At 57.0% G+C, this 22,369-nt stretch carries 19 protein-coding genes, 1 tRNA gene and 1 pseudogene; 6 read left to right on the top strand and 15 right to left on the bottom strand.

Annotated features, from left to right (window positions below; all coding sequences use genetic code 11):
* The first annotated feature begins 60 nt into the window (after nucleotides 1-60).
* Nucleotides 61-136, top strand: a tRNA-Phe gene (locus ACZ500_RS12265).
* A 296-nt stretch (nucleotides 137-432) separates the two neighbouring features.
* On the opposite strand, the gene ACZ500_RS12260 is transcribed toward ACZ500_RS12265, so the two are convergent.
* Nucleotides 433-765, bottom strand: a complete 333-nt coding sequence (locus ACZ500_RS12260; RefSeq protein WP_464232760.1) for a hypothetical protein — start codon at nucleotides 763-765, stop codon at nucleotides 433-435.
* A gap of 219 nt (nucleotides 766-984) precedes the next feature.
* On the opposite strand from ACZ500_RS12260, the pseudogene ACZ500_RS12255 reads away from it, so the two are divergent.
* Nucleotides 985-1,644 (top strand): annotated as a pseudogene (locus tag ACZ500_RS12255) (DEAD/DEAH box helicase); the annotation flags it as partial.
* 17 nt (nucleotides 1,645-1,661) lie between these two features.
* Nucleotides 1,662-2,087 carry a hypothetical protein gene (locus ACZ500_RS12250; protein WP_464232759.1) on the top strand — a complete coding sequence of 142 codons (426 nt, stop codon included), beginning with the start codon at nucleotides 1,662-1,664 and terminating at the stop codon, nucleotides 2,085-2,087.
* Nucleotides 2,088-2,278: 191 nt separating this feature from the next.
* Here the strand turns inward: ACZ500_RS12250 and ACZ500_RS12245 are convergent, their stop codons facing one another.
* Nucleotides 2,279-3,061, bottom strand: coding sequence for a hypothetical protein (locus ACZ500_RS12245; protein ID WP_464232758.1), 783 nt, complete (start codon nucleotides 3,059-3,061; stop codon nucleotides 2,279-2,281).
* 484 nt (nucleotides 3,062-3,545) lie between these two features.
* Between ACZ500_RS12245 and ACZ500_RS12240 the strand changes: the two genes are divergently transcribed.
* Both ACZ500_RS12240 and ACZ500_RS12235 read left to right on the top strand, forming a co-directional pair.
* The gene (locus ACZ500_RS12240) at nucleotides 3,546-3,800 is read left to right on the top strand and encodes a hypothetical protein (RefSeq protein WP_464232757.1); all 255 of its coding nucleotides are present in this window, start codon (nucleotides 3,546-3,548) and stop codon (nucleotides 3,798-3,800) included.
* Between the two features lie 129 nt (nucleotides 3,801-3,929).
* Entirely contained in the window at nucleotides 3,930-4,895 is a 966-nt protein-coding gene (locus ACZ500_RS12235; protein WP_464232756.1) for a glycosyltransferase, read from the top strand.
* Between the two features lie 259 nt (nucleotides 4,896-5,154).
* Here the strand turns inward: ACZ500_RS12235 and ACZ500_RS12230 are convergent, their stop codons facing one another.
* The 3 genes from ACZ500_RS12230 to ACZ500_RS12220 form a co-directional block, all read right to left on the bottom strand.
* Nucleotides 5,155-6,090 (bottom strand): glycosyltransferase family protein, encoded by a 936-nt coding sequence (locus ACZ500_RS12230; RefSeq protein ID WP_464232755.1) that lies wholly within the window; start codon nucleotides 6,088-6,090, stop codon nucleotides 5,155-5,157.
* A gap of 177 nt (nucleotides 6,091-6,267) precedes the next feature.
* Complete coding sequence (locus ACZ500_RS12225; protein WP_464232754.1) at nucleotides 6,268-7,737, bottom strand: ArnT family glycosyltransferase; 1,470 nt, start codon at nucleotides 7,735-7,737, stop codon at nucleotides 6,268-6,270.
* Nucleotides 7,721-8,467, bottom strand: coding sequence for a glycosyltransferase (locus ACZ500_RS12220; protein ID WP_464232753.1), 747 nt, complete (start codon nucleotides 8,465-8,467; stop codon nucleotides 7,721-7,723). The genes ACZ500_RS12225 and ACZ500_RS12220 overlap by 17 nt, the downstream gene beginning before the upstream one ends.
* Nucleotides 8,468-8,887: 420 nt before the next feature.
* On the opposite strand from ACZ500_RS12220, the gene ACZ500_RS12215 reads away from it, so the two are divergent.
* Entirely contained in the window at nucleotides 8,888-9,364 is a 477-nt protein-coding gene (locus ACZ500_RS12215) for a MaoC family dehydratase (RefSeq protein WP_464232752.1), read from the top strand.
* Nucleotides 9,365-9,724: 360 nt separating this feature from the next.
* On the opposite strand, the gene ACZ500_RS12210 is transcribed toward ACZ500_RS12215, so the two are convergent.
* The 10 genes from ACZ500_RS12210 to ACZ500_RS12165 all read right to left on the bottom strand — a co-directional run bounded on the left by ACZ500_RS12210 (nucleotide 9,725) and on the right by ACZ500_RS12165 (nucleotide 22,245).
* Entirely contained in the window at nucleotides 9,725-10,396 is a 672-nt protein-coding gene (locus ACZ500_RS12210) for a TetR family transcriptional regulator (protein ID WP_464232751.1), read from the bottom strand.
* A gap of 389 nt (nucleotides 10,397-10,785) precedes the next feature.
* Nucleotides 10,786-12,039 carry an acyl-CoA dehydrogenase family protein gene (locus tag ACZ500_RS12205; protein ID WP_464232750.1) on the bottom strand — a complete coding sequence of 418 codons (1,254 nt, stop codon included), beginning with the start codon at nucleotides 12,037-12,039 and terminating at the stop codon, nucleotides 10,786-10,788.
* Between the two features lie 148 nt (nucleotides 12,040-12,187).
* Nucleotides 12,188-13,183, bottom strand: a complete 996-nt coding sequence (locus tag ACZ500_RS12200; RefSeq protein WP_464232749.1) for a nitroreductase family protein — start codon at nucleotides 13,181-13,183, stop codon at nucleotides 12,188-12,190.
* A gap of 42 nt (nucleotides 13,184-13,225) precedes the next feature.
* On the bottom strand, nucleotides 13,226-13,633 hold the full coding sequence (locus ACZ500_RS12195) for a VOC family protein (protein ID WP_464232748.1): 408 nt from the start codon (nucleotides 13,631-13,633) through the stop codon (nucleotides 13,226-13,228).
* A gap of 10 nt (nucleotides 13,634-13,643) precedes the next feature.
* Nucleotides 13,644-14,789 carry a thiolase family protein gene (locus ACZ500_RS12190; RefSeq protein WP_464232747.1) on the bottom strand — a complete coding sequence of 382 codons (1,146 nt, stop codon included), beginning with the start codon at nucleotides 14,787-14,789 and terminating at the stop codon, nucleotides 13,644-13,646.
* A 10-nt stretch (nucleotides 14,790-14,799) separates the two neighbouring features.
* Entirely contained in the window at nucleotides 14,800-15,201 is a 402-nt protein-coding gene (locus ACZ500_RS12185) for a Zn-ribbon domain-containing OB-fold protein (RefSeq protein WP_464232746.1), read from the bottom strand.
* A gap of 13 nt (nucleotides 15,202-15,214) precedes the next feature.
* Nucleotides 15,215-16,819, bottom strand: a complete 1,605-nt coding sequence (locus tag ACZ500_RS12180; protein ID WP_464232745.1) for an ATP-dependent acyl-CoA ligase — start codon at nucleotides 16,817-16,819, stop codon at nucleotides 15,215-15,217.
* Between the two features lie 529 nt (nucleotides 16,820-17,348).
* Nucleotides 17,349-17,978 carry a DUF47 domain-containing protein gene (locus ACZ500_RS12175; RefSeq protein WP_464232744.1) on the bottom strand — a complete coding sequence of 210 codons (630 nt, stop codon included), beginning with the start codon at nucleotides 17,976-17,978 and terminating at the stop codon, nucleotides 17,349-17,351.
* Between the two features lie 13 nt (nucleotides 17,979-17,991).
* Entirely contained in the window at nucleotides 17,992-21,090 is a 3,099-nt protein-coding gene (locus ACZ500_RS12170; RefSeq protein WP_464232743.1) for an efflux RND transporter permease subunit, read from the bottom strand.
* A gap of 57 nt (nucleotides 21,091-21,147) precedes the next feature.
* Complete coding sequence (locus ACZ500_RS12165) at nucleotides 21,148-22,245, bottom strand: efflux RND transporter periplasmic adaptor subunit (protein WP_464232742.1); 1,098 nt, start codon at nucleotides 22,243-22,245, stop codon at nucleotides 21,148-21,150.
* Between the last annotated feature and the right edge of the window lie 124 nt (nucleotides 22,246-22,369).

Raw genomic sequence — 22,369 nt, 5'->3', positions numbered from 1 at the left:
ATCCTTAACTTTCGGCTTGACCTGCATTCAGCGCAAACCTATAATGACTTCCACTGACGCGCCGAGATAGCTCAGTCGGTAGAGCAGGGGACTGAAAATCCCCGTGTCCACAGTTCGATTCTGTGTCTCGGCACCAGCGAAATCAAGGGGTTACGGTGATGAACCGTAGCCCCTTTTTCTATGGAACCTTTTTCTCTCCCCACCCTCTCCCCACTTAGAAACCTCTCCCCACCTTTTCCCATTTTTATGAAGACCCCTTCGAGGGGTTCCGGCGCCCGACCCCCTATATCGGAGAGATCCGGCAAGATCGTCGATTTTAACCTGCTCTAATGACGTCAGAGTGCTCTGTGGGTATGACATTCTTGTGGATTCCAAAGGGTTTTCCGCCAGTCTTCAAACCTTCCTAGCCTTTTGAGATCGGCCGCTTGGCGCTCACAACTGCAAACATACCTTTTCAACTCGACGCAACTGACAAAAATTTCCCCGCATTTGACCGGATCCGTTAAAACTGGTCCATATGATCACCCTGGCAGACATCGATCTGCCCTCTGCTTGCTGGGTAAATGCCCTCGATGATTTCCTCCGGCTCGGCTGGAAGAAAAAAAGCTTTCTTTGCATGCGAGGCGCCTTTCTTAATTGGTATCCATCCGGAAATGAGGATTTTTGGCCAATATCAAGGAAATCGAGCGTTTGCGCGGAGGCGACCTGGTGGTCGCCGCACAAGCAAACGTGCAGATTGACGCCGAGATTGGTCAAAAAGACCATTTCCGGATGGAAACTAATTGACTATCCCGACGAATCGGTATAAATGAGAAGGTCGATGTTCATAGTCAGAACAAAATCGAGATTCTACGCCCTATATTACCTCTTTAAAAAATTTAAACACTTCAAACGCTCTTTTCGGGGCTGCCGTATGTTGTCCTCCCTAGCAATGAAGAGGATTGTGTGAGGTGGTGGACCAATGAGCAAACTCGAAGATCTTCAGCCAAACGCTGCCTGGTGGTTTGCCCGGGTAGCTTGGCCGAGCAATGGCAGGAGGAACTTTACCACCGCTTTCATCTCCCTTTCGAGATCCTCACCAACGATAAGCTCGAGGCCGCCCGCACGGGAAACTGGTTCCTCGAGACGAACCTTGTCATTGCGCGGCTGGATAAACTCTCCCGGAACGAGGATGTCCAGCAGGAATTCCGAGCCCCTGATTGCCGCTGGGACCTAGTGGTTTGCGACGAAGCGCACAAGATGTCGGCGACCTTCTTCGGAGGCGAGGTCAAGTACACCAAAGGCTACAAGCTCGGGCAGCTCTTGTCTACGCTGACCCGGCACTTCCTCCTTATGACCGCCACTCCGCACAACGGGAAAGAAGAGGACTTCCAGTTCTTTATGGCGCTCCTTGACGGGGACCGATTCGAAGGCCGATTCCGGGATGGGGTCTACACGGCAGATGTATCCGACCTCATGCGCCGCATGGTCAAAGAAGGGCTTTTGAAGTTCGACGGCACCCGGCTTCTTCCCGAGTGGATCGCCTACACGGTGTCCTACAAACTTTCCGACCCCGAGGCGATCCTTTATAAAGAGGTCACCGAATACGTCCGAGAAGAATTCAACCGCGCCGAGGCTCTTGAAAACGACACCGGGCCTGGGACCGGTTTACCATGGGGGGTGTGGACGCATTCGTGGGCGACCCGTTCATCGGAGGGATCGGGCTGACCTACGACACGATCCTGAGCGGTTGGTCGTCGCGCCGGAACATCGTTTCCGGTGGGGAGGCGCTGCGGAACGATATCAGCTTCAACGGCGCGGCGAACCTCCTTTTCCAGATGCCGGACCACATAAAGGACCTCTATCCCTTCACGCCGCGGATCGTGCTCTTCGGACACACCCATGAGGCGGCGTTCCAGTACACGGGGGGCGAGACGGAGACGATATACGCCAACGCCGGCACCTGGGTGGACTCCAAACCCATGACCTGGGTGGAGGTGGAGATCAGCGACGCTGTGGGCGGGGGCCGCGATTACACGGTGGAACTCTGGTTCGACGGGGAGGCATCACCCAGGCACGCGGGGACGCTCAACATCGGGGGGCAGTGAGCACGGGCACAGTGGGCGGGCGTTGAAAGACGAGCACCGGCTCTGCTTCGCTCATCCCGCTTCGCGGCTACGCATCCAGGAGTACGCTTCAGCTTTCAGGATCTTACAGGGCCTGCATCTGGGCATCTTCTCTTGGCTTGTCCAAAGGGGGCTTTCACCACAGTGCGACGGGTAGAGCCTTGTGGAGGGGATCACACCCTGAATCCGCAGGCGCGGAGCAGGTAGGTGCCGGCTTTGAGGTAGTTCAGTGTACCCGCGAAATGCAGGACGTAGGACTGCCTGAAAAGGGCCGGCAACCCCAGGAGGTAGAGGAAACGGAACCTCCGTTTGAATGGTGGCTGGAATTGCCGCCAGGTGTCCATGAGTTCGGGGAGGACGATGGTGTTGAAGCGCGGATCGATCCAGCGATAGCCTCCCGCCCGGTAGATTTCGAATCCGAAAGCGGGCTGTTCGTAGGGTCGCGCTTCGCCGGTGGGATTGCCGGCATGCCTGTAGACCTTGTGAAGGAGTGGCGTGTGGTGCCGGGGTGACATGATCCACACCCCGCCCTGGATGACCGTGTTCATGGCGGGGAGGACGCCCTCGGCGGATGCCCGCAAAGGGGCGTAGTAATGAGCGGCGAAGGCAGCCATATCGGGGAATGTGTCGGGATACACATCCGCTGTGATGCCGATTTGATCTTCCCGCACCTGCTCGAAAATGCTGGGCGCAAGCTCGGCGTTGATCAGGATGTCCGAGTCCATCCAGGCAACCTGGTCGAAATCGCGCAACCGGGGATGATCGAGGAGAAGGCATTTCTGCCAGGCGGGCGGCCGTCCGCGGGCGGCCGCCGTAGGGTCCAAGGGGTGGTCGAAGACCACGGGTTCGGCCCCGATCTTTTCCGCATAACGGCGAAAGCTTTTCTGGCTGCACTGTCTGAAAAGATCGTGATGCCTTCTCCCGAGTGCCATCGTGGCAATGGCGGTCTTGTTCATTCTAGCTCCCCTTGAGGCGATGCTTCCCCGCCTTGGCGCGGGCGGAAGGACGCTATACCGCCGTCTGCACCCGATACGCTGCGCTTCGCCCCGCAACATACAGGCACCGCTCCAGAATGTAAAGGCGCGGGTGCCTGCCTTACAGGTTCCAGAAAGGGCTCAGGGGGACCACCGTGGTCCCTGCATAGGCTGCGTCAGAAAAGGCCGTTCGCTCCCGGCCGTCTTCAGGTCGACATAAGGGCCGGAAAAATCGTGGCTCTCCGAGCGCGGGGAGGCGTCCGGGCCGCGATCACCTGGCATCCCTCGTTTCGAGGGCTGCGCGAGCGGGGGTCGCGGCGACCTGGCTCTTCGGCCGCTACGTGCTGGCGGTGGGGCGCCGCACCGGGCCGGGTTCCTCGAGCTCAGGACTTCTTCTTGGTGGGATTTGGGATATCTTTTCCATAGCCATTATCCTTACCCCCCCTACACTAGTTTCCATCCGGAAATGGTCTTTTTGACCAATCTCGGCGTCAATCTGCACGTTTGCTTGTGCGGCGACCACCAGGTCGCCTCCGTGCAAACGCTTGATTTCATTGATATTGGCCAAAAATCCTCATTTCCGGATTGGAAACTGGGTTCTATAGGGAAATCATTTCCGGATGGACACTACACTAAATTTTCAAGGGGGGCGTGTCTTACCCACATTGACACAGAGGGTGGATTAATCGAAAACGTTTTTTTGTGTGGACAGTCGAGGTAACAATATGAAGAATGATCCGTGGTTGTAAATTATGGCTAAGTATCATCATTTTTTATAGTAATACCAAGTCCTTGTTTATTTTTTCAATTCCTTGTTTGTAAAATCGAGATTGAGTCGGTTGGGGTTTAGATGAAGGTCTCCGTTATTATGCCTGTCTATAATCGTGAAAAGTATATAGGTTGTGCGATCGAGAGCGTGCTGCGGCAAACGTACGCGGATTTTGAGCTTTTAGTGATTGATGACGGATCAACGGATCATACCGGGGAAGTTGTTGCGGCTTGCCGTGATCCGCGTGTGAAATATTTCAAGCGGCAACACTCAGGGATCAGTGCGGCGATGAACCATGGCCTCAGGGTCGCTTCAGGCAGATATATCGCACGCCTGGATTCTGATGATATCTGGCTTCCCGAAATGCTTGCAAGTCAGATCGGAATCCTTGAGCGTGAACCGGAAACAGGTGTTGTCTATGCAAAGGCTCAACAGATCGACGAGAACGGGAACAGAATGACTGAAGTCAGGGGAAGAGAGCCACACTTACCGGACGACAGCCTGATGAGTATGCTTTTCGAGGATTTCACTTGCAATATAACTGTGGTTTCACGCCGCCACTGCCTTGATCTTGCAGGATTATTCGATACGTCGCTTCATGGAAATGAAGATTGGGATATGTGGCTGCGTGTCGCCAGGCACTGTACTTTTAAATTCAATGATAAAATCCTGGCCTTCTTTAGGAGTCATGCAGGCAATATCACGAAATCATCATCGCCATTCTTTAATGAAATACTTGAGAGCAGGGTTCGTGTGCTTGATAAAGCCTTCTCAGATCCGAATATGTCTCCGCAATTGATGCAGTGTAAACCGTTGGCTTACGGCAATGTTTATGTTAGTATTGGTGCACAGTGGCTTTCAGCGGGCAGATACAGTAAGGCGTTAAGTGTTTTCAAAAATGCCTTGCGCAGCGCTAGAGACAATAACCTTATATTGCTCAATATTTCTATTATAGTCTGCTCATTTTTTATCAAACGATTCTTAAATCGCTTCGAATGGGGTAGACGTTTCCACGCCTGGCAGTCGTATATTCGGGGAAAACGCTGATCATTGCTGCTTACCCTATTTTTTCTTTGAATCCGAGTTGAATCCCATTATCAGAAAAGCCCCTGAAGCTGATCAGGCTTTGCGAAGCACGGACGCTGTCATTTCCTCGAGCGCTTGAAATGGGCTCGACGGTTCCGGTTTGATGGAGAAGGTGGGAGATGTTTTTTGCTTCAGAGATGAATCATGGCAGACGTTTGAACAATTTCCGTATGGCGGTAAGAATTGCATTTCAGATGGCCGGGGGAGAACCTTCTCCGGCTCAAAATTCGAGTTGCAGCGCGGCCAGGCTGTCTCGAATATCGTAGGTCTCTTTATTCATAAAATGTTTCATGATCCCGGGACACCCGTGAACAGGCCCGCCGCATCCGTGAGGGATCACTTCCGGCAATGTAATGCTTGGCGGGAGGTTTTTATAATATTGACGATCGAAAAAGATCCTCATCCTCTCCCAAAAGGCGTCGGGCCCTTGACCTTCCGCCTGAGTCTGGCGAGCGGCCTCTTGGGCGAAACGGTTTTCCTTGCCCCAGAAATAAGACCTGCCTCTGAGCGCTGAGGTTTTGGCAAGGTAGTTGTCGGGAAATAGCGCGCGGTAACGATAAACCGCCTTGGACAGATAGTATGGCTGGCCTCTTGCGTTCCGGAGGCGGCGGTAAAGCGTCCCGGGTTGGCGGAGGAGCGCTGCACGATCGTACCCCACGTCATAGGCGTCGCCCTTCGAGACGATACAGGGCACGTTTTTGAAGAGCCTTTTTCTGAAATCCGTCATCCAGACAAAGCTGTTTCCCATAATGGTGGAAAAGGGCAGGGAAAAAAGCTCGGTCCGGGGATACAAGGCCGGCAGGGCTTTCACCTCCGCAACGCACGATTCGTGCAGGACTTCGTTTGCCTGGAGGTTCAGGCAGTACCGTCCGCGGCATCGTCCTTTCAAGATGTTGGTCATTCGGGCGAGTGTGCCGCCACGCACCGCAAGCTCAGGCCCAGGCCAAGGGTCTTGAAAAAGCTGCAGTTTGCCGGGATACTTTTTCTGTAAGGCCTTTAAAGCCTTCCATGTATCATCGATGGAGTATCCGTCGGAGACCAGAAATTCATCGCAGACGGGCAGGGCAGCCTCTATTGCCTCAAGGAATGGATAGCCTTGGACGACTACGTTCTTTACGATCATGAAACCGGATATGGTTATGTCTTCGAGGTCCATAAAAGCTCCAGCTTGAAAAGGTAGAAAGACTGTGCGGGCTTTGAGCAGGGGCTTTTGAAAGCGGCCTTCGACGAATCCACATCCAATGCGGATTGTTTCATGTGCATTACATTTCCACAAATAGAAATGTTCGTGTCGACTCCCGGCCGTGTTTGGAAAACCGGCAGCGCAGCCAATTCAAATGCGGTGACGCAGAATTTCGCTCTTGATCAGCACCGTGAGGAAGCGGCTGTCTCTGAAGACGAAGACATTGTGGTCATCCAGGTCATTTTGGGTGAGTTTTTTCAATAAATCAATCGCATAAGGTTTCTGGCCGCGTTCGAAGTTTGTAATGACCACCCAGGAGACTTTCTTCAGGTCATCCTGGAGTTTTTCCCGTTCGGGAAAATCGATGACGTTGCGGTTTGCGTACCAGCAGATCTGAGGCGCGTTAGGCCCCATGACCAGATCCGACCGCGTGCTGACGGTCTGCAACTGCTTCATCGCCTGGGTGAATACGGGGTAGCCCAGAGCAGCGGAGGTTTTTATTGTGGGGATGGCTGCACGGTAATTCAGAACCAGCGTGAAAGGCAAGATTGCCCCGGCAAAGACTGCGCATAAGGCTCTCCTTTTCTTGGGTTGCTTGAACAGAAAGGTAAGCCGATGCTGCACCTCCCGAAGCCCCAGGGCCGCCGGGACGCTCAAAAAGGGCAGCATACCGGTTATGAGGCGCGGTTCTTTGTACCGGAAAGCACTGAACCATATGAGAAAAAACATGGATGTGACGACAGCATGCAGTCCCAGGCCGCTTTTTTCGCGGTAGATGCAGAGGAGACCTGGAATGGCCAGTAAAAGGATAGGCCATGAAAGCATTTCGGGAAGACGGGCTGGATAAAACCACCACGGCATGGTAATGCCCGGCAGGTATACGCTCAGTTGTCCCGAGGCGATCTGAAATCCTGTCAGGGCGTTCCCAAAAGTGAGGTGCTGGCGCAGGAGCCAGGGTAAGAGGAAGGCCATCCCGACGAAAGGGCCGATGAAGAAATGCCTGTTCAGGATGCGCCCCCGGGCGGCCCTGTTGGGTGACAACCATGCCAGGATGATGAAGATGATCACCAGGGGGCCGAACAACAAGGCGGTGTAACGTGTGAGAAGAGCCAGGGCGAAGAAAACCCAACTCGCATAGAGGTATGCTACCTTCGTGTAGAGCCCGAGATATAAGAAGAGAACCGCCCCTGTAAAAAAAAGCAGGAACGGGATTTCCGAAAGGAAGTAGGAGGTGTGCTGCCAAAATGCCGGCATCATTCCGAGAAACGCTGCGGCGGCGAGGCCGGTCATGCGATCTGATGCTTCGGATGTGCCGAGATAGAGAATGAAAAGCGCGGCCAATGCAAAGAAAAGGATGGCGATCTTGAGGATGTGATCTGCCGGATTTCCTGTCAGAAGCGCGGCGGCAGCCCCCGCCAGGGGGAGAACGGGAGGACGGAGAGGATTGGGCTGCCCGCAGATCGAAAAGCCTCCCCCGTTCAGCACAGATCTGCTGATGGAGGCGTATTCGGCTTCATCCCACATGAACATGCCGTGGGAATCCAGGGAGGCCGAGTAAAGCCCCCCGAATAGGAGAAGCAGCAGGATGACCGGGCTGTGCTTTTCAAGAAAAGGGGACATTTTTTGTGGCTCGCATTCCTTTTTGGCCGAATCTTTTCCCCACGATGATTTCCCGCATGAGCATGCGTCCGAGGCTCAAAAGGAGCGTTGAGGTGTTGGCGCTCTCCTTATGCACTCCCTTGATCCTCAGTCGCTCGACGGTGCCGAATTCCTTTATTCGCATTCCGAGTTTGGCAGCCCGGATCGTGCTTTGGAACTCAATTTCGTGCCATTCCGCGTCAAGTTCCATCTGTATCAGGGAGGTGACCTTGAATCCCCTCAAGCCGTTGATGCAGTCACGCACCCCCGTTCGCCACAGAACGCGCACCATGAGGCCGCCCAGGATGCCTGCCGTCTTCCTCAAAAGGAAAGGATCGTCACTGTCATCGGTTTTTGAACCCGGAAGGAGATAGCGTCCTGCGATGACGAGATCGTTTCCCTCTCTCAAGTATTCCAGGATCCTTGGCAGATCGGCAGGGTTTTCGTTCCCGTCGGTGCTGAAAAAGACGACATGTTCGGTTTTGATCAATCGTTCAGCCAGGATGAAGGCGTTGCCGCGCCCGTGCTTTGGCTGAATGACACAGTGAATACCCCGTTCCCGGTAAAGCTCCAGTGTCCCGTCAGTGGATCCAGGGTCGATCGCCAGCATCTGGTCAAAGATTTCAAAAGGGATGTTCTTCAGGAGGGAGTCAAGGTTGTCCCGTTCGTTATAGGAGAGGAGAACGAGTGTCGCAGTACGATCTCTTGCCAAGAAGGCTCCCTGGGTTTCATGTATGCCTGAGAAGGGGATCTATAAAAAAACAACACAACCGGCGTTGGTTCATATACCGAAAAAACCTCGGTGATAAGCTGAATTTCCAGCCCGCATTCGCCATTTTCGAAGATGGCTTCAGAAGGGGAGCGGCCGTCAGGATCGGGGCCCGCTGATTTTTTAGTCCGGCAACCCGGCAACATGATGATTTCTAATCCGGCCCGAAGGAAAATCCATTGAATTTTGACATCAATGAGGGGATAACGTCAATCGGGATTCAAATCAGGGATTGCTTTTTTGTCCGAGATCGTTCCTTGTTGGTGCGCGGATTTGTGGTTTTTTCAGGTTTGCAGGTGTGCCCCTGGTTTATCCGGCATATCTTTCTGCGCCGATTACACCTCGAACGTGTAGGAGTACCACGTGCCTGCCTCACCGGTGAACGTACATTCTCAAGAAAAGTTTTTCGAGGATTACCTCGTGGGATCGGTCCAGGATCTCGGGACCATTCTGGTGACGGAGGAAGAGATCGTCGAGTTCGGCAGACGCTACGATCCCCAGGTTTTTCACACCGATCCGGCAAAGGCTCGCCAGACGGTTTTCGGTGGCCTAGTGGCCAGTGGATGGCACACTGCTGCGATGGCCATGCGCCTGCTTGTCGAACACTACCTCTCCCCCGTTTCGAGTGTGGGTTCCCCGGGTTTGAAAGAACTTTGGTGGCTGAAGCCCGTACGCCCGGGGGACGCTCTTTCCGTGAGGGTCTCCGTCCTGGAAACCAGGAAATCGGATTCAAAACCGGATCGGGGCATCGTTCGATCTCTCGTGGAAGTGATCAATCAGGCCGGGGTTGTGGTGATGCGCTGTGAAGGTTTGAACATCATTTTGTGCCGCAATGCTTAGCGGATTTTAAGAAGTTGATGAGACAAGGGAGAATGAGCATGAAAATCAGAGGGTTCATCTTTGCCGCCATTGTTTTCGGGCTGAGCGGCTGCGACACCAAAGCAACCGGGCGTTTGTGCGGAAACGAGCTGCAGGTCTCTGCGCGGTAAACGTGCAGATGGGTGCCGAGATTGGCCAAAAAGCCGTTTCCGGTTGGGGACGCCGGGATGCCTGCCCTTTAATCAACCTACCGCGCCGCTCTTAAAAGACACCTGTCTTGCCTCTTTCCTCCGGTGTTGGTTGGCAGGGAAAAAAGCCTTGGAGAAGAAAACATCTCCTTCTGAATCGCTTTTGCACACGCGCCGGTCAATGATCTCCCTTTCAGCACGAAGCCGGTTGGATTTCGGGGAATGTCGCCAAATCTATGCCGGCTTCACGAAACTTTATTTCGCCGAGGAACATTCTGTAGATGATAAGAGTCAGGTCCTCAGGGCTGGATTTGCCGTAGGGATCGAACCAGCGGTAAGGCCAAGTGCACATCCCCAGCAAAGAATAGGTGATAAAGGTAACTGATTCGTGCTTTTTTTCTTTCTCATCTAGTAGATCTTCAACCAATGATCTCAAGATTTTCACAAAACCACGCTGTTTATTTTTGATGATATTCAAGTACCGCTCAGAGAGATGCACGACTTCATTAAGAGCGAGTGAAGATTCAAGACGATATTCCCTGTTTGTAAGAATGACAGCATGAATGTAGGCGAATATTCTGTCATGAGATGAATTGCATGCATTGAGCTTTCTTGTCAATTCGCTTAGAGCATTGACAGTATAGCGGTGTAATATCAGGAATAGAATCTCTTCCTTAGTTGCAAAATAGTGAAAAATTGCTCCTTTAGTGAGGCCTACGGCATTGGCTACATCGGCAAGAGAGGTCGAAAGGTACCCTTTTTCGTAGAAAACCTGAGCGGCGGCGCGACAGATTTCGTCGATTTTTTTTTGCCCCTTTACGGTGAATTTTTGGAATTTCTCTAATTCAGGCTCCAAGCCTCTCACGCTATTCAATGTGGATCACCAATCATTCAATTATTTCGGCTGTTTTTGCCTTTAAATGCCGCTCGCAATCCTATCAGGCATCATGGAAGGACTGGATACTGCACAAGCGATCCGCCACGAAGAACTCTTTCCCGGGTGTTAAAGCAGTCGGCCAAAGAAGGGATCCTTCGGGTCATTTTCGTCTATCATAATATTTTATCGGCCTTCGGGTCAATCCGTCTTCGACCGTCTTTGGTTTTCAGACGCCAATGCCCAGGTCGACGATGGACATAACGGCAAAAGGATGGCTGCCCGAAAAAAATCGGAGGGAACAGATGAACTCTGTTCCCTCCGTCTGTTGCTTCAGCGGGCTTTTGGGGCCATGTTCCCGGGGCGGTCGAGTCGTTCCTTTATGCGGATCTGCGGGGATAGCTACCAGCCACCTTATGGCCGCAGACGACCGACAGGCTGTCATTCGATCCGTCGCAGACGAGGGTTGTCCGCGCGTCGCGGAAGAGCTTCTCGACGATGTACTCTTTGGAGATCCCGTTACCGCCTAGGATTTGGATGGCGTCGCTGCTGACCTCGAGGGCGGTCTGGGTGGCAAAGGTTTTTGCGGCGATCGAGTATTCCATCGCCCTTTTCTCGGGATTGAGCGGGTGCGACCAGTTGTAGACAAAGGCGGCGCGGCAAAGCTGTCGACTTGCCTCCACCTTGCGGAACATGTCCGTAATCTTCTGCTGGACGTTGGGGTGGTCGATCAGGAGCTTCCCGCCCTGCACGCGCTGTCTGGCGTAGGCAAGGGCCTCGTCGAAGGCGGCGCGGGCGAGCCCCGTGGCCCAGGTGCCCACCATGGGAAGCGTGATGCAAAGGTGGGCCTCGAGGAATTTTTCATAGTGTTCCGGGCCGACGATGAGATACTTTTTCGGCACCCGCACGTTGTCGAAATAGACCTCCCCTTGACAGAGGTCGCGCGTCCCCAACTTGTTGAGGGGCTTTCCCTTGGCCACCCCCGGGCGATCCAGGGAGAACACGAAGACGCCGCTTCCGGCATGGCCTCTTGACGCGTCGATCTGGCACATCAGGAGAATGTTGTTGGCCAGAGGTCCGGCGGAGACCCAGGCCGCCTTCTGTCCGTTGATGACATAGTCGTCGCCGTCGAGGCGCGCCCGGCACTGGGCGGGGATATTCGGGTCGCTGAAGCTCGGGTAGCCGGGGGTCACGGTATCGGACCCGTGTTCCGGTTCGGTGATGGCCCAGCAGCCCACGTAGCTCGCATCGGTGCATTGGCAATAGGGGATGGTGAATTCCTTGACATGCTCCTCCGTTCCCGCCAGGGCGATGGCCGCGTCCAGGCTGGTGTTCAGCGAGAGTGTCAGCCCGAAGCTCCCCCAGGCGAGTTCTTCCATGATGATCTGGATCTGGAGGGGATTGAGCCCGGGACCGCCGAGCTCCTCGGGAAACGCGAGCTTATGGTAGCCAAGCCGATAGGCCTGGCGCATGTAATCCCAATAAGGGGATTGCGGGGCGAAGGCCTCGTCGGGGGTCATCTGATCGATCTGCACGGAGACGGGCCGCATCACTTGCCGGGCAAATTTGCTGGCGGCCTCCCGCAGGGCGATGTCTTCGGAGGTCAAGTTCATATTCAGATCGAAATAGTCCATATGTCTGCTCCTTGAACTGGTAGGTTGAGGGTTGGGTCAAGGACCGCCACGGCCGAACAGTGCGTTATCACCCCCCGTCGTCTCCTGAAAGGTGAAGTGGGATAGGGGTGCAAACCCCCGGTTTTCCGGATACCTCCAGCCATTCGCGCTATTTCTCGGTCTGGGGTGTCTTGGTCCCGGGCCGGAACCAGGTGACTGGCCTGTAGTGCCGGGCGACCATACCGAACTGTTTGAATTTCGGGTAGCCCAGGACGAGGGCCGTCACAACCGTCCATTCTTCCCCGAATCCAAGCCTTTGCTTGAGCTCCGGCATCGCGTTGAGCGGCACGGCCCCGAAGTTGGTCCAGCACGCTCCCAGGCCGAGGGAGTTGGCCACGATATTCATGTTCTGACCGCAGATGCCGATGGTGAGGGCCGGATTGTTCAGCTTGGTATGGGCTCCCATGTAGACGATGACCGGTGCGCCCAGGTAAACCGGCAGTTCTTTCAGGGCGATGCACCGGATGCCGTACTGGGTCCTGGGGTCGAAAACGCCCGTTTCGACAACGCCGACCATGTTCATGACGGTCTCGTCGTTGTTGAAGACCGGGTAAACACCGGACCAGAACCCATGGAGGGTCGCTTCGAGTTCGGCGATGAATTCGGGATCGGTGACGACAGTGAACTTCCAGGGCTGGTGATTGCCGCCGCTCGGCGCGAAACGCCCGGCCTCGAGCACGCGGGTCAGCAAGGGTTCGGGCACGGGCTTCTTTTTGTAGTGCCGCACGCTTCGCCGCTCCAGCACGACGCGCTCGACCTCGTTCCATTCCGCCGGGGTCCCATCGGCGTCCTTCGGCGGCATCGGCATCTTGACAGCGGGGGTTTCCGTGTCGAAGAACCCGCCCTTGACCGTGTAAACGCGCTCGATCGACAAGGCGTCGACCGGACAGGCCACGATGCAGTTGGAGCAGGAGATGCACACACACCCGCTTTTCATCTTCGGGTGTTCGTCTTCATCCATCTCAAGGCATTTAAAGGGGCAGTTCTGGATGCAAAGGCCGCAGCTGGTGCATTTTTCCGGGTCGACCTTCATGATGCCCGGTTCGACACCCGTGGGCCGAAGCATCGGCTTCAGTTCTTCGAAACTCTTGGCTTTCTCTTCCATCGTCTCAACCCTTTCTTATATGGTTGTGTCTTGAATGGGGCCTTAAACGCGCCAGCCCGGTTTCGGCTCTATGATCTCGGTCAGGATCCCGAGGTTTCCTTTGGGATGGATGAAACAGGCCTTGAAATGTTCGTTCTCCGTCTGACCCAGAACCTTGAGTCCCTTGGCCTTCAAATCCTGAACGACCTGCTCGAACTGATCGACCTCGAGGGACATGTGATGGATGCCCTCTCCCCGGTCCTGGATGAACTGGGCGATAAAGCTCTCCGGAGCCAGACCCGCGATCAGTTCCAGGCACATATCCCCCGTCTCGACCAGGGCCGTCTCGAAGAGTTCGTCTTCGTAGCGGTCTCTCCGAACGAGCCGGGTGCCGTAGACATCCCCGAAGAAGGCCACTGCTTTGTCCAGATCCTTGACGGCAATTCCCACATGGTTGAATTTTCGGATCATCTCGAATACCTCATCGCGCCAGGATATGAACGCCGGCGACGGCCCCATGTTCGAGGTTCGTCACGAGACCACCGAGCATCTGCGCCAGGCCGACCTTGGCCTTCGGTGTCTGGCGCTCGCCCGCCTGGCCGCGCAGGTGAAGTACGACTTCGCACACGGTGCGGACCCCGGAGGCGCTCAACGGGTGACCGAGCGCCAGCAGCCCGCCGCTCGGGTTGACCGGGATGCGTCCGCCGATGGCCGTGGCCCCCGAGCGAAGGAGTTCTATGCCTCCCCCCGGCTCGCAGAGCATGAGGTCTTCGTAGCGGAGGATCTCCTCGTTGGCGAAGGCGTCGTGCATTTCGACGAGGTCGATGTCCTTCGGGTCCACCCCCGCCATTTCATAGGCCATCCTGGCGACCTTGATCCCCACCGGAGAGGCGCAGATATCCTCCTGTGCGTACTTATACTCCGCGGAGCAAAGGGCCGAGGCCAGGACGCGGATCGGACGGGTCGTATAACGCCGGGCGACCTCCATGGAGCAGAGGATGGCGGCCGCCGCCCCGTCCGTGTTCGGGCAGCACATCAGAAGGGTGATCGGGTCGCAGATCATGCGGGAGTTGAGGACGTCTGCGATCGAAAACTCCTTCTTGTACTGCGCCTGGGGGTTGAGGCAGCCGTTATGGTGGTTCTTGACCGAAACCTGAGCGAAGTCCTCCGCCGTAGCGCCTTGCTCCATCTGCCTCCGGGCCACCATGGCGAACATAGCCGGCATCGTCAGGCCGAGGTGTCCCTCGAGGTCGGACTTTTCCGGTGGGATCAGTTTGCCCGCAATCGGGCTGGTGGTCATGGACTCCACACCGATGGCGACCCCGACGTCATAGCGTCCGTCTGCGATCTCCTTCCAGACTCCCCGAAAGGAGGTGGCTCCGCCGGCGCACGCGTTTTCGACGTTGATCATCTCGATGCCCCGGACTCCCACCTCTTTCAAGACGCCCTGGGCCGTGCAATTGGCATCGTAGGCCCTGGCGCAATGCGCGACCTCGATGGCCTTTGGCGAGATGCCGCAGTCATCGAGAGCAGCCCTTACGGCCTCGGCCCCGAGATCGGCTGCGGTCCTCCAGGGGAATTTTCCAAAGGCGCTCTGCCCGATTCCTATTACAGCGACTTCCCTCATCGATATCTCCTTATCTCGATCCAGCCACGGCCTTGAACCTGTATCCCATGATCTGACGGTCGTCTTCCTGCCAGAGTTCGTCGATCATGAGCTCCATGTCCATGCCGATACGGTAGGTTTCATCCTCAGTCATGACGAGCGGGGCGAACACCCGGACCCCCTCGGGAAGATCGATCAGCCCGACGGCATAGGGCGGTTGGAAGTGGGTGGAGGCCATGCGGCCGATGGTGTAGCTGTATAGCCTCCCGCGGCGGCTCAGGATCACCTCCTTCATCTCTTTCTCCAGACAATCGAAACAGAAGGGCGCCTGCGGGAAGTAGACCCTTCCGCAGCTCGCGCATCGGTTGGCGTAAAGCCGCCCGCCGTCTGCCTCTTCGAATAGGCCTTCCCTTACGGGTACACGCTCGATCATTCTGACCTCCTCTTCATCTTTCGACTTTGATGCCGGCCTTTTCGCGGTCCCAGGTGCCGGCAGTGAGTCCTGCGTCTCGCAGCTTGTTTTTCTGGATCTTCTCGTTCGGGGTCTTGGGGAGACTGCCGGCGAATTCGATGTAGCGGGGAACGGCAAAGTAGGGCATGCGCTCCTTGCAGTACGCCAGGAGATCCTCGGGCGAGAGCGTTGTGCCCTCCTTCAGGACGACCACGATCTTGACCTCGTCTTCAGACAGCTCCGATTTGACCGATATGGCGGCGGATTCATAGACCTTCGGATGGGCGTTGACCACCTTTTCGATCTCGAAGGAAGAGATGTTTTCCCCTCGTCTTCGAATGTAATCCTTCATGCGGTCCATGAAGAACAGGTAGCCGTCTTCGTCCAGATAGCCGCCGTCTCCGGTGTGATAGAAGTGGTTCTGCATCAATTCAACGGTCTTTTCGGGGTTGTTCCAGTACCCTTTCGAGGTGATCCAGGGGGTCCTTCCGCGGGCGACGATTTCCCCCATGGTGCCGGCGGGCACCGGAAAATCGTTTTCATCGACGATCTGGACCTCGAAGCTCCGGGTCTCTTTCCCACAGGACCCCTTTTTGGGTTTGTCGAAAGGGTTGTAGGTAATGATCGCGACTTCCGTCAGGCCGTAACCTTCGGTCACCTTCAGGTTGTAACGCTTCTCGAAATCGTCGTAGATGGCCGGGGGCATGGGAAAGGCTGCGCAGACCCGCGCGGGGTTTTCCGCATCGTCCGCCTTTCGAGGCTGGTTGTAGATGAAGTGGGCCATGGCCCCCAGAGAGTTGAAAACGGTCGCTCCGGCCTTCCTGATCCGGTCCCAGAACTGGCTGGCGCTGAATTTTTCATAAATGACCACTTTGGTGCCGAGCAGCATGGCCGGATAGATGCAGAGGATCCGGGCGTTCGCGTGGAAAAGAGGCAGACAGGTCAAGAATACATCCGTGGAGGTCGCTTTGACCGCCTCGATGTATTCATAGGCCGAGTGCGCGATCTTGGTGTGGGGGTCCATGACCCCCTTGGCCGGACCGGTGGTCCCCGAGGTGTAGAGAATGGTCTGCGTATCGGTCGGCAGGATGTCGATTTTCGGCGACTCGGGCGAACCGCCGAGCAGGGCTTCGTAGTCGATGCACTCGAATCCAAGGCGCGGGAGGGGCTTGGCCGGCGATGTCTTGGCCCAGACCACGACCTTTTCGAGCTTGGGGAGATCCTTTTCGATCAGTTGGAGCCGATCGATGAACGCCTGCTCGATGATAAGCACCTTGGCTTCGGAGTCACTGATCTGGTGGGAGAGAAAATAGCCTTTGTTGGCCAGGTTGATCGGGACATCGATAGCTCCGGCCTTGGATATCCCGAACCACAGGAACAGACATTCCAGGCAGTTGGGCAGGAAGGTGGCGACCTTGTCCCCTTTCCGGATACCCAAATGGATCAGTCCATTCGCGATCCGGTTGGCCTTGTCGTTCGTCATTCGGTAGGTGATGGTCTGCTCCTCTTCGTATTGCAGGAAGACCTGGTCGCCATTCGACTCAGCCTGTTTGTCGAGGATCTCGCCCAATGTGCGATAGTAAGCCGGATAGTCTTTCATCGTTTTCGTGATCCTTTCCTTGGGGGATACTGATACGGAGCTTGCCTCCATACGTGCTTGCGCCTACCTCCGGACATTATGCTACCAGCCAGCCGGTATGTTTATGGTTGTAAGAAAAAACGGCTTTCTGGCCGTCATGCATGCACATCATAATCTTCGCGCAAAACCCAGACCATTGGCTGTCGCTCTGCGCCTCGTGGATCCTGGGGCGAGCATCGAGCGCGCCCGCCTTTTCGGTATGGTTCAGAGAGAGAAGGCGAGCGAACAATAAAAAACCAGCCAGCCGGTCTTTTTCCGCTTATGCCATCTTTCTTTAGTGGATGTCAAGCGAAAAAGCTTCGGATAGGAAGAGGGGCTTTCTATGGGGCCCGAGTTCGATCAACTCACCCGGAGAGAGGCGGCAAACGACATGGAATCCCGAAAGCCAAACCGAGGGAACCTTCCGATGAAGTGAAGGTCTTTTCCTGTCCCTCCGGGCGACTGTCCCGAGAGGTTCGTTCGTCGAGCAGGAGCGAACGGATGCTTCGGGCTAAAGATTCTTGAGGATGATCGCCGCCAGGGCCCGGGCGGTTTCGACCGTCCGGTCGAACGCCTCTTCCAGACGGTCGTAGATCTGCGTCCATTTGATCACGTCCAGCAGATCGTCGGCGCTTTCCACCTTCCCCTCGTAAAGCTCTCCGACCCCCACCAGGAACAGCATCCGGGTTTCCTCCCTGATGGCGTCCATTTTATCCATGGGCAGCGAGGCAAACGTGGCCGTACGCAGGCGTTCGAGCATCGCGCCGATTTCCGCGGTCATCTCCACAAGGTTGGCCGCAATCTCGGCGGCGGCGGTCCTGGGGCGGCGGAAGCCGTAAAGGCCGAGGCGCGTGGAAACGGCCTTGACCGCCCGCATGGCCTCGTCGAAGGCGCGGTTCAGTTCATGCACATCCCCGCGCTCCACGGGCTGGATGAGCGTCAGGGACAGCTCCCTGAAGATCTCCCTGAAGAGGCGGATCTGTTCCCTTTCGAGTTCGTGCACCGCGCTGCATCTTGCGGGGAGTTCCTGCAGATCCTCCAATAAGGCTGCGAGCAGGCTCACTCCCCGATTCAGGGCGGTCCATTGCTCCTGGAAGAGCCTGTAAAACGGGAAGGTGTCGCTGAAGAGTCCAAAACTCATGGCGAATGTCCTCTTATGGCACGGGAGCGTTCTTGCGGCGCTGCAGCCAGTTGCTGAGTTCATCCAGGTACACGTAGAATACCGGGGTGATGTAGAGCGTCATGAGCTGTGAAAAGATCAGCCCGCCCACCACCGATATTCCCAGGGACTGCCGGGCGTCGCCTCCGGCGCCGAGCCCGAGCGCGATAGGGAGCGCACCGATCAGGGCGGCCATGGTCGTCATCATGATGGGCCTGAAGCGGATGAGGCAGGCCTGGTGGATCGCCGTCACAGGGGCGAGCCGCTGCCGCCGTTCGGCCTCGAGCGCGAAGTCGACCATCATGATGCCGTTCTTCTTCACGATGCCTACCAACATGATGAGCCCTACATAGGCGTATAGATCCAGCTCCTTGTCGAACAGCGAGAGCGCCGCGAGCGCACCGAACCCGGCGAGCGGCAGGGCGGTCAGGATAGTGACCGGGTGGATGAAACTCTCGTAGAGGATCCCCAGGATCATGTAGATGACCACGACGGTCACGAGCAGCAGGAAGCCCATGCTCGCGAAGGAGGACTTGAACGCCTGGGCCGAGCCCTGGAACCCGGTGCTCATGGTCGCGGGGAGCTTTTCCTCGGCGAACTTCTCGATCTCGGGCATGACGACGCCGATGGAGGCGCCCGGCTTCAGGTTGAAGGCGATATTGGCGGCGGGGATCTGCCCCGAGTGGTTGACGCTGAGGGCGGAGACGGACTCCCTGAACCGCGCCACCTGGGTGATGGGCACGAGGCTTCCGCTCGAGGACCGGATGTAAAGCGAATGGAGCGCTTCCGGCTGCTGCCGGTATTCGGGCAGGAGTTCGAGGTAGACGTAGTAGAAGTTGCTCGACGTGTAGATGGTGGAGATCTGGCGCGAGGCATAGCCGGAGTAGAAGGCGTTCTGGATCTGGTCGAGGGTCAGCCCGTAATAGGAGGCCATGTCGCGGTCGACGTCGATTTCGAGGGTGGGCTTCCTGAACTGCAGGTCGGACTTGACATCCGTAAGCTGCGGGATGCCCCGCAGCTTCTCCTCCATGAGGGTTCCGTATTCATAGAGGTCGTCGAGGTCCGTGCTCTGGAGCGTGAACTGCCACTGGGTCGTGGCCAGGCGGGACCCGATGGTGATCAGGGGGGGATTGGTCAGGGCGACGAACACCCCGGGGATCCGGTTCAGCTGCGGCCTCAGTTGGGCGATGATCTCGTCCACCGAAGCCCTGCGCTCCGAACGTTCCTTAAGGCTTATGAAGACGATGCCGCCGTTGTCCCCCGAATACCCGGCGATGGACCCCATAGACGCCTCGGCGCAGTCCTGGTCCTGGAGGAGGATGTCGTTCAGCGCGTCCTGAATGCGAAACATCTCGTGGTAGGATGTCCTGTCTTCCGCCTGGGAAAAGATGCGGAAAAAATTCTGGTCCTGATTCGGGATGAACCCCTTCGGGATGCGCTGGTAGAGAAAGGCCATCCCGCCCATTACCAGGAGCGTCAGGACCAGCATCCAGAAGCGGTGATCGAGGCAGAAGGTCAGGGTTTTTCCATAGACCGAGGCGGCTCCTTCGAATGCCTTCTCGGAGGACCTGTAGAGCCTTCCGTGTTCGGTGGGTCGCCCGGCCACCCCCTTGAGGAAGCGGCTGCTCAGCATGGGCGTCAAGGTGAGCGATATGAAGCCGGAGGCCAGGATGGCCGTCGTGATCACCACGGCGAATTCCCTGAAGAGCCGGCCGATGATCCCTCCCATGAACATGATGGGGATGAAGACCGCCACCAGCGAGATGGTCATGGAGAGGATGGTGAAGCCTATTTCCCGCGATCCGCGAAGCGATGCCTCGAGGGCCTGTTCCCCGAGTTCGATCCGCCGGATGATGTTTTCCACCACCACGATGGCATCGTCCACGACGAAGCCGATGGCGAGCGTCATGGCCATGAGGGAGAGGTTGTCGAGGGTGTAGCCGTTGAGGGCCATGACGGGAAAGGTGGCCACCAGCGAGAGGGGGATGACGACGCTCGGGATCAGCGTCGGCCTGAAGGCCCGGATGAAAAGGAACATGACCACCAGAACGAGGCAGATGGTCAGGATCATCGTGTACTGGACGTCGCGGATCGAGTCCTCGATGAAGAGGGACTGGTCATAGAGGATGTCGAGGCTCATGGCCCCGGGCATGGCCTTGGCGATCGCAGGGAGCTTCGCCCTGACCTGCTCGGCCAGGAACACGGTGTTGGTGCCGACCTGCTTCCGGACCCGCGCGAACACGGCCTTCCGCTTCCGCCCGTCCTTCATGAGCCAAGCGGTGTTCCGCTCGTTTTCGACACTCGCAACGGCCCTGCCGATATCCTCGACCCGCACCGGATAGCCGTTCTGGTAGGAGACGATGAGGCTTTCATAGTCTTCCGCCCGCATGAGCTGCCCGTTGCTCTGCATGGTGTGGGAGATCCGCTCTCCGTCGAGCGTCCCGCCCGGCAGGTTCACGTTGCCCGCGCTCACGCCCGCGGAGACCTCGTCGATGCCGATCCCGCGGCCTGCCAGGGTCATAGGGTTGACCTGAATCCTGACGGCGTAGCGCTGTGCCGGGAGAATGTCGACCTCCGCAATCCCGTTGATGGCTGAAAGACGGGGGATCATGACGTTCTCGCCGAAATCCTGCAGATCGCTCACGGGCAGGTCGTCCGCGCTCAGCGACAGGAAGATGATGGGCATGTCGGCCGGGTTGACCTTGTTGTAGACGGGCGGGTTGGGCATGCTCTCCGGCAGGACACCCATCGCGGCGGCAATGGCGGCGTTTACGTCCAGGGCGGCCGCGTCGATGTCGCGTTCGAGATTGAACTGGATGTTGATGGTGGTCTGCCCGAGAACGCTTTGCGAGGTCATCGAATCGATGCCCGCGATGGAGGAAAATTTCTTCTCGAGGGGGGTGGCCACCGTGGCTGCCATGGTTTCGGGATCGGCCCCGGGAAGGGAGGCGGTGACGCTGATGGTCGGGAAATCCACGTTGGGGAGGTTCCCGATGGGCAGTTTTTTGTAGCAGAGGATGCCGATAAACAGGAGCCCCAGCATGACCATGGTCGTCATGACGGGTCTTCTGATCCAGATTTCGGAGATGTTCATAAAGCGGCTTCCCCCTCGATGCCCGCCGACCGCAGACCTGTTCGGAGCGCCGGCCCCTTAATGCTGCGGCGCCTCGAGGATTCTCACCTCGAAGCCGTCCTGCAGCTTGTTCTGGCCGGTCAGCACCAGCGTTTCGCCGCCTTCGAGCCCTGCGGAGATCACCGCTTCGTCGCCGAGCCGTCGATCCACGTCAACGGCCCGCGCCGAAACGGTGTGGTCTGCGTGCACCAAAAACACATACGAACCTTTCTGACCGGCCATGACCGCGTTCAGCGGGACCGTCAGGGCGTCCTTCTGCAGATCCAGTACGAGACGCACCTGAACGTATTGCCCCGGCCAGAGGACGTGGTTTGGATTTTCGAACTCGGCCTTCAAAGAGATCATCCCGGTTGCCGCATCGACCGCGTTGTCGAGAAAGACGAGCCGCCCGCTGAGAGCGGCGTCAGCCTCTCCCTTCGTTGAGGCCAGGACCTCGAGAAGATGCTGTTTCATGTAATGCTGAACGGCTGCGAGATGCCGTTCGGGAACTGCGAACCGGACGTGGATCGGGGTCATCTGGTTGATCACCGTCAAGGCCGTGGTGTTGGCCTCCACGATAGCCCCTTCATGCACGAGCCGGCAGCCCGTCCTGCCCGCGAAGGGCGTCCGGATGGTGCAGTAGGACAAGTCGAGCCGGGCCTGCGCCAGGCATGCGGCATCGGCCCGGATCAGGGCCTCGGTGGCCAGGGCATCGGAGCGGGTCTTCTCGATGTCGGATTCCGAAACCGTGCCTTCGCCGACCATGCCGGCATAACGCCGCGCCTCGGCGCGCTGAAACTCGAGGTTCGCGCGGTGCATGGCGAGGCGCGACTCGGCCTCGCGGATCTTCTCGACAAAAGGCTTCGAGTCGATCGTAAAGAGGACTTCGTCTTTCGCGACGTTCTGCCCTTCACGGAATCCGATTTTTTCGAGCTGCCCCGTGACCCGGCTGAGGATCGTAACGGTCCGGATCGGTTCAACCTGACCGGGGGCGTCCACCGCGAGCGGCATTTCTTTTTTGGTCGAGACCGTGGCGGTGACGGGGACCGGCGGGGGCTTCGCCGGCGGGGCTTGGGTGCCCTCTGAACAGGCAAGGCAGAACAGCGAGAGGATCAGGGGAAGCAGGAGGCGTTTCACGGCATCACATTCTCCAGTGGGCGGTTTCAGCAGGCCTTTCAGGGCATGCGCCTTTTGGCCGATCTGCCTGAATCTATCGCGAAGGGACAGGGGGGATGAGACATTCTTTGCGCCAACGATTGGA

The organism is Desulfatiglans parachlorophenolica, assembly GCF_055394735.1.
Note: the sequence above shows the minus strand (reverse complement) of the source record. Positions and strands in the feature narration are given on the sequence as shown.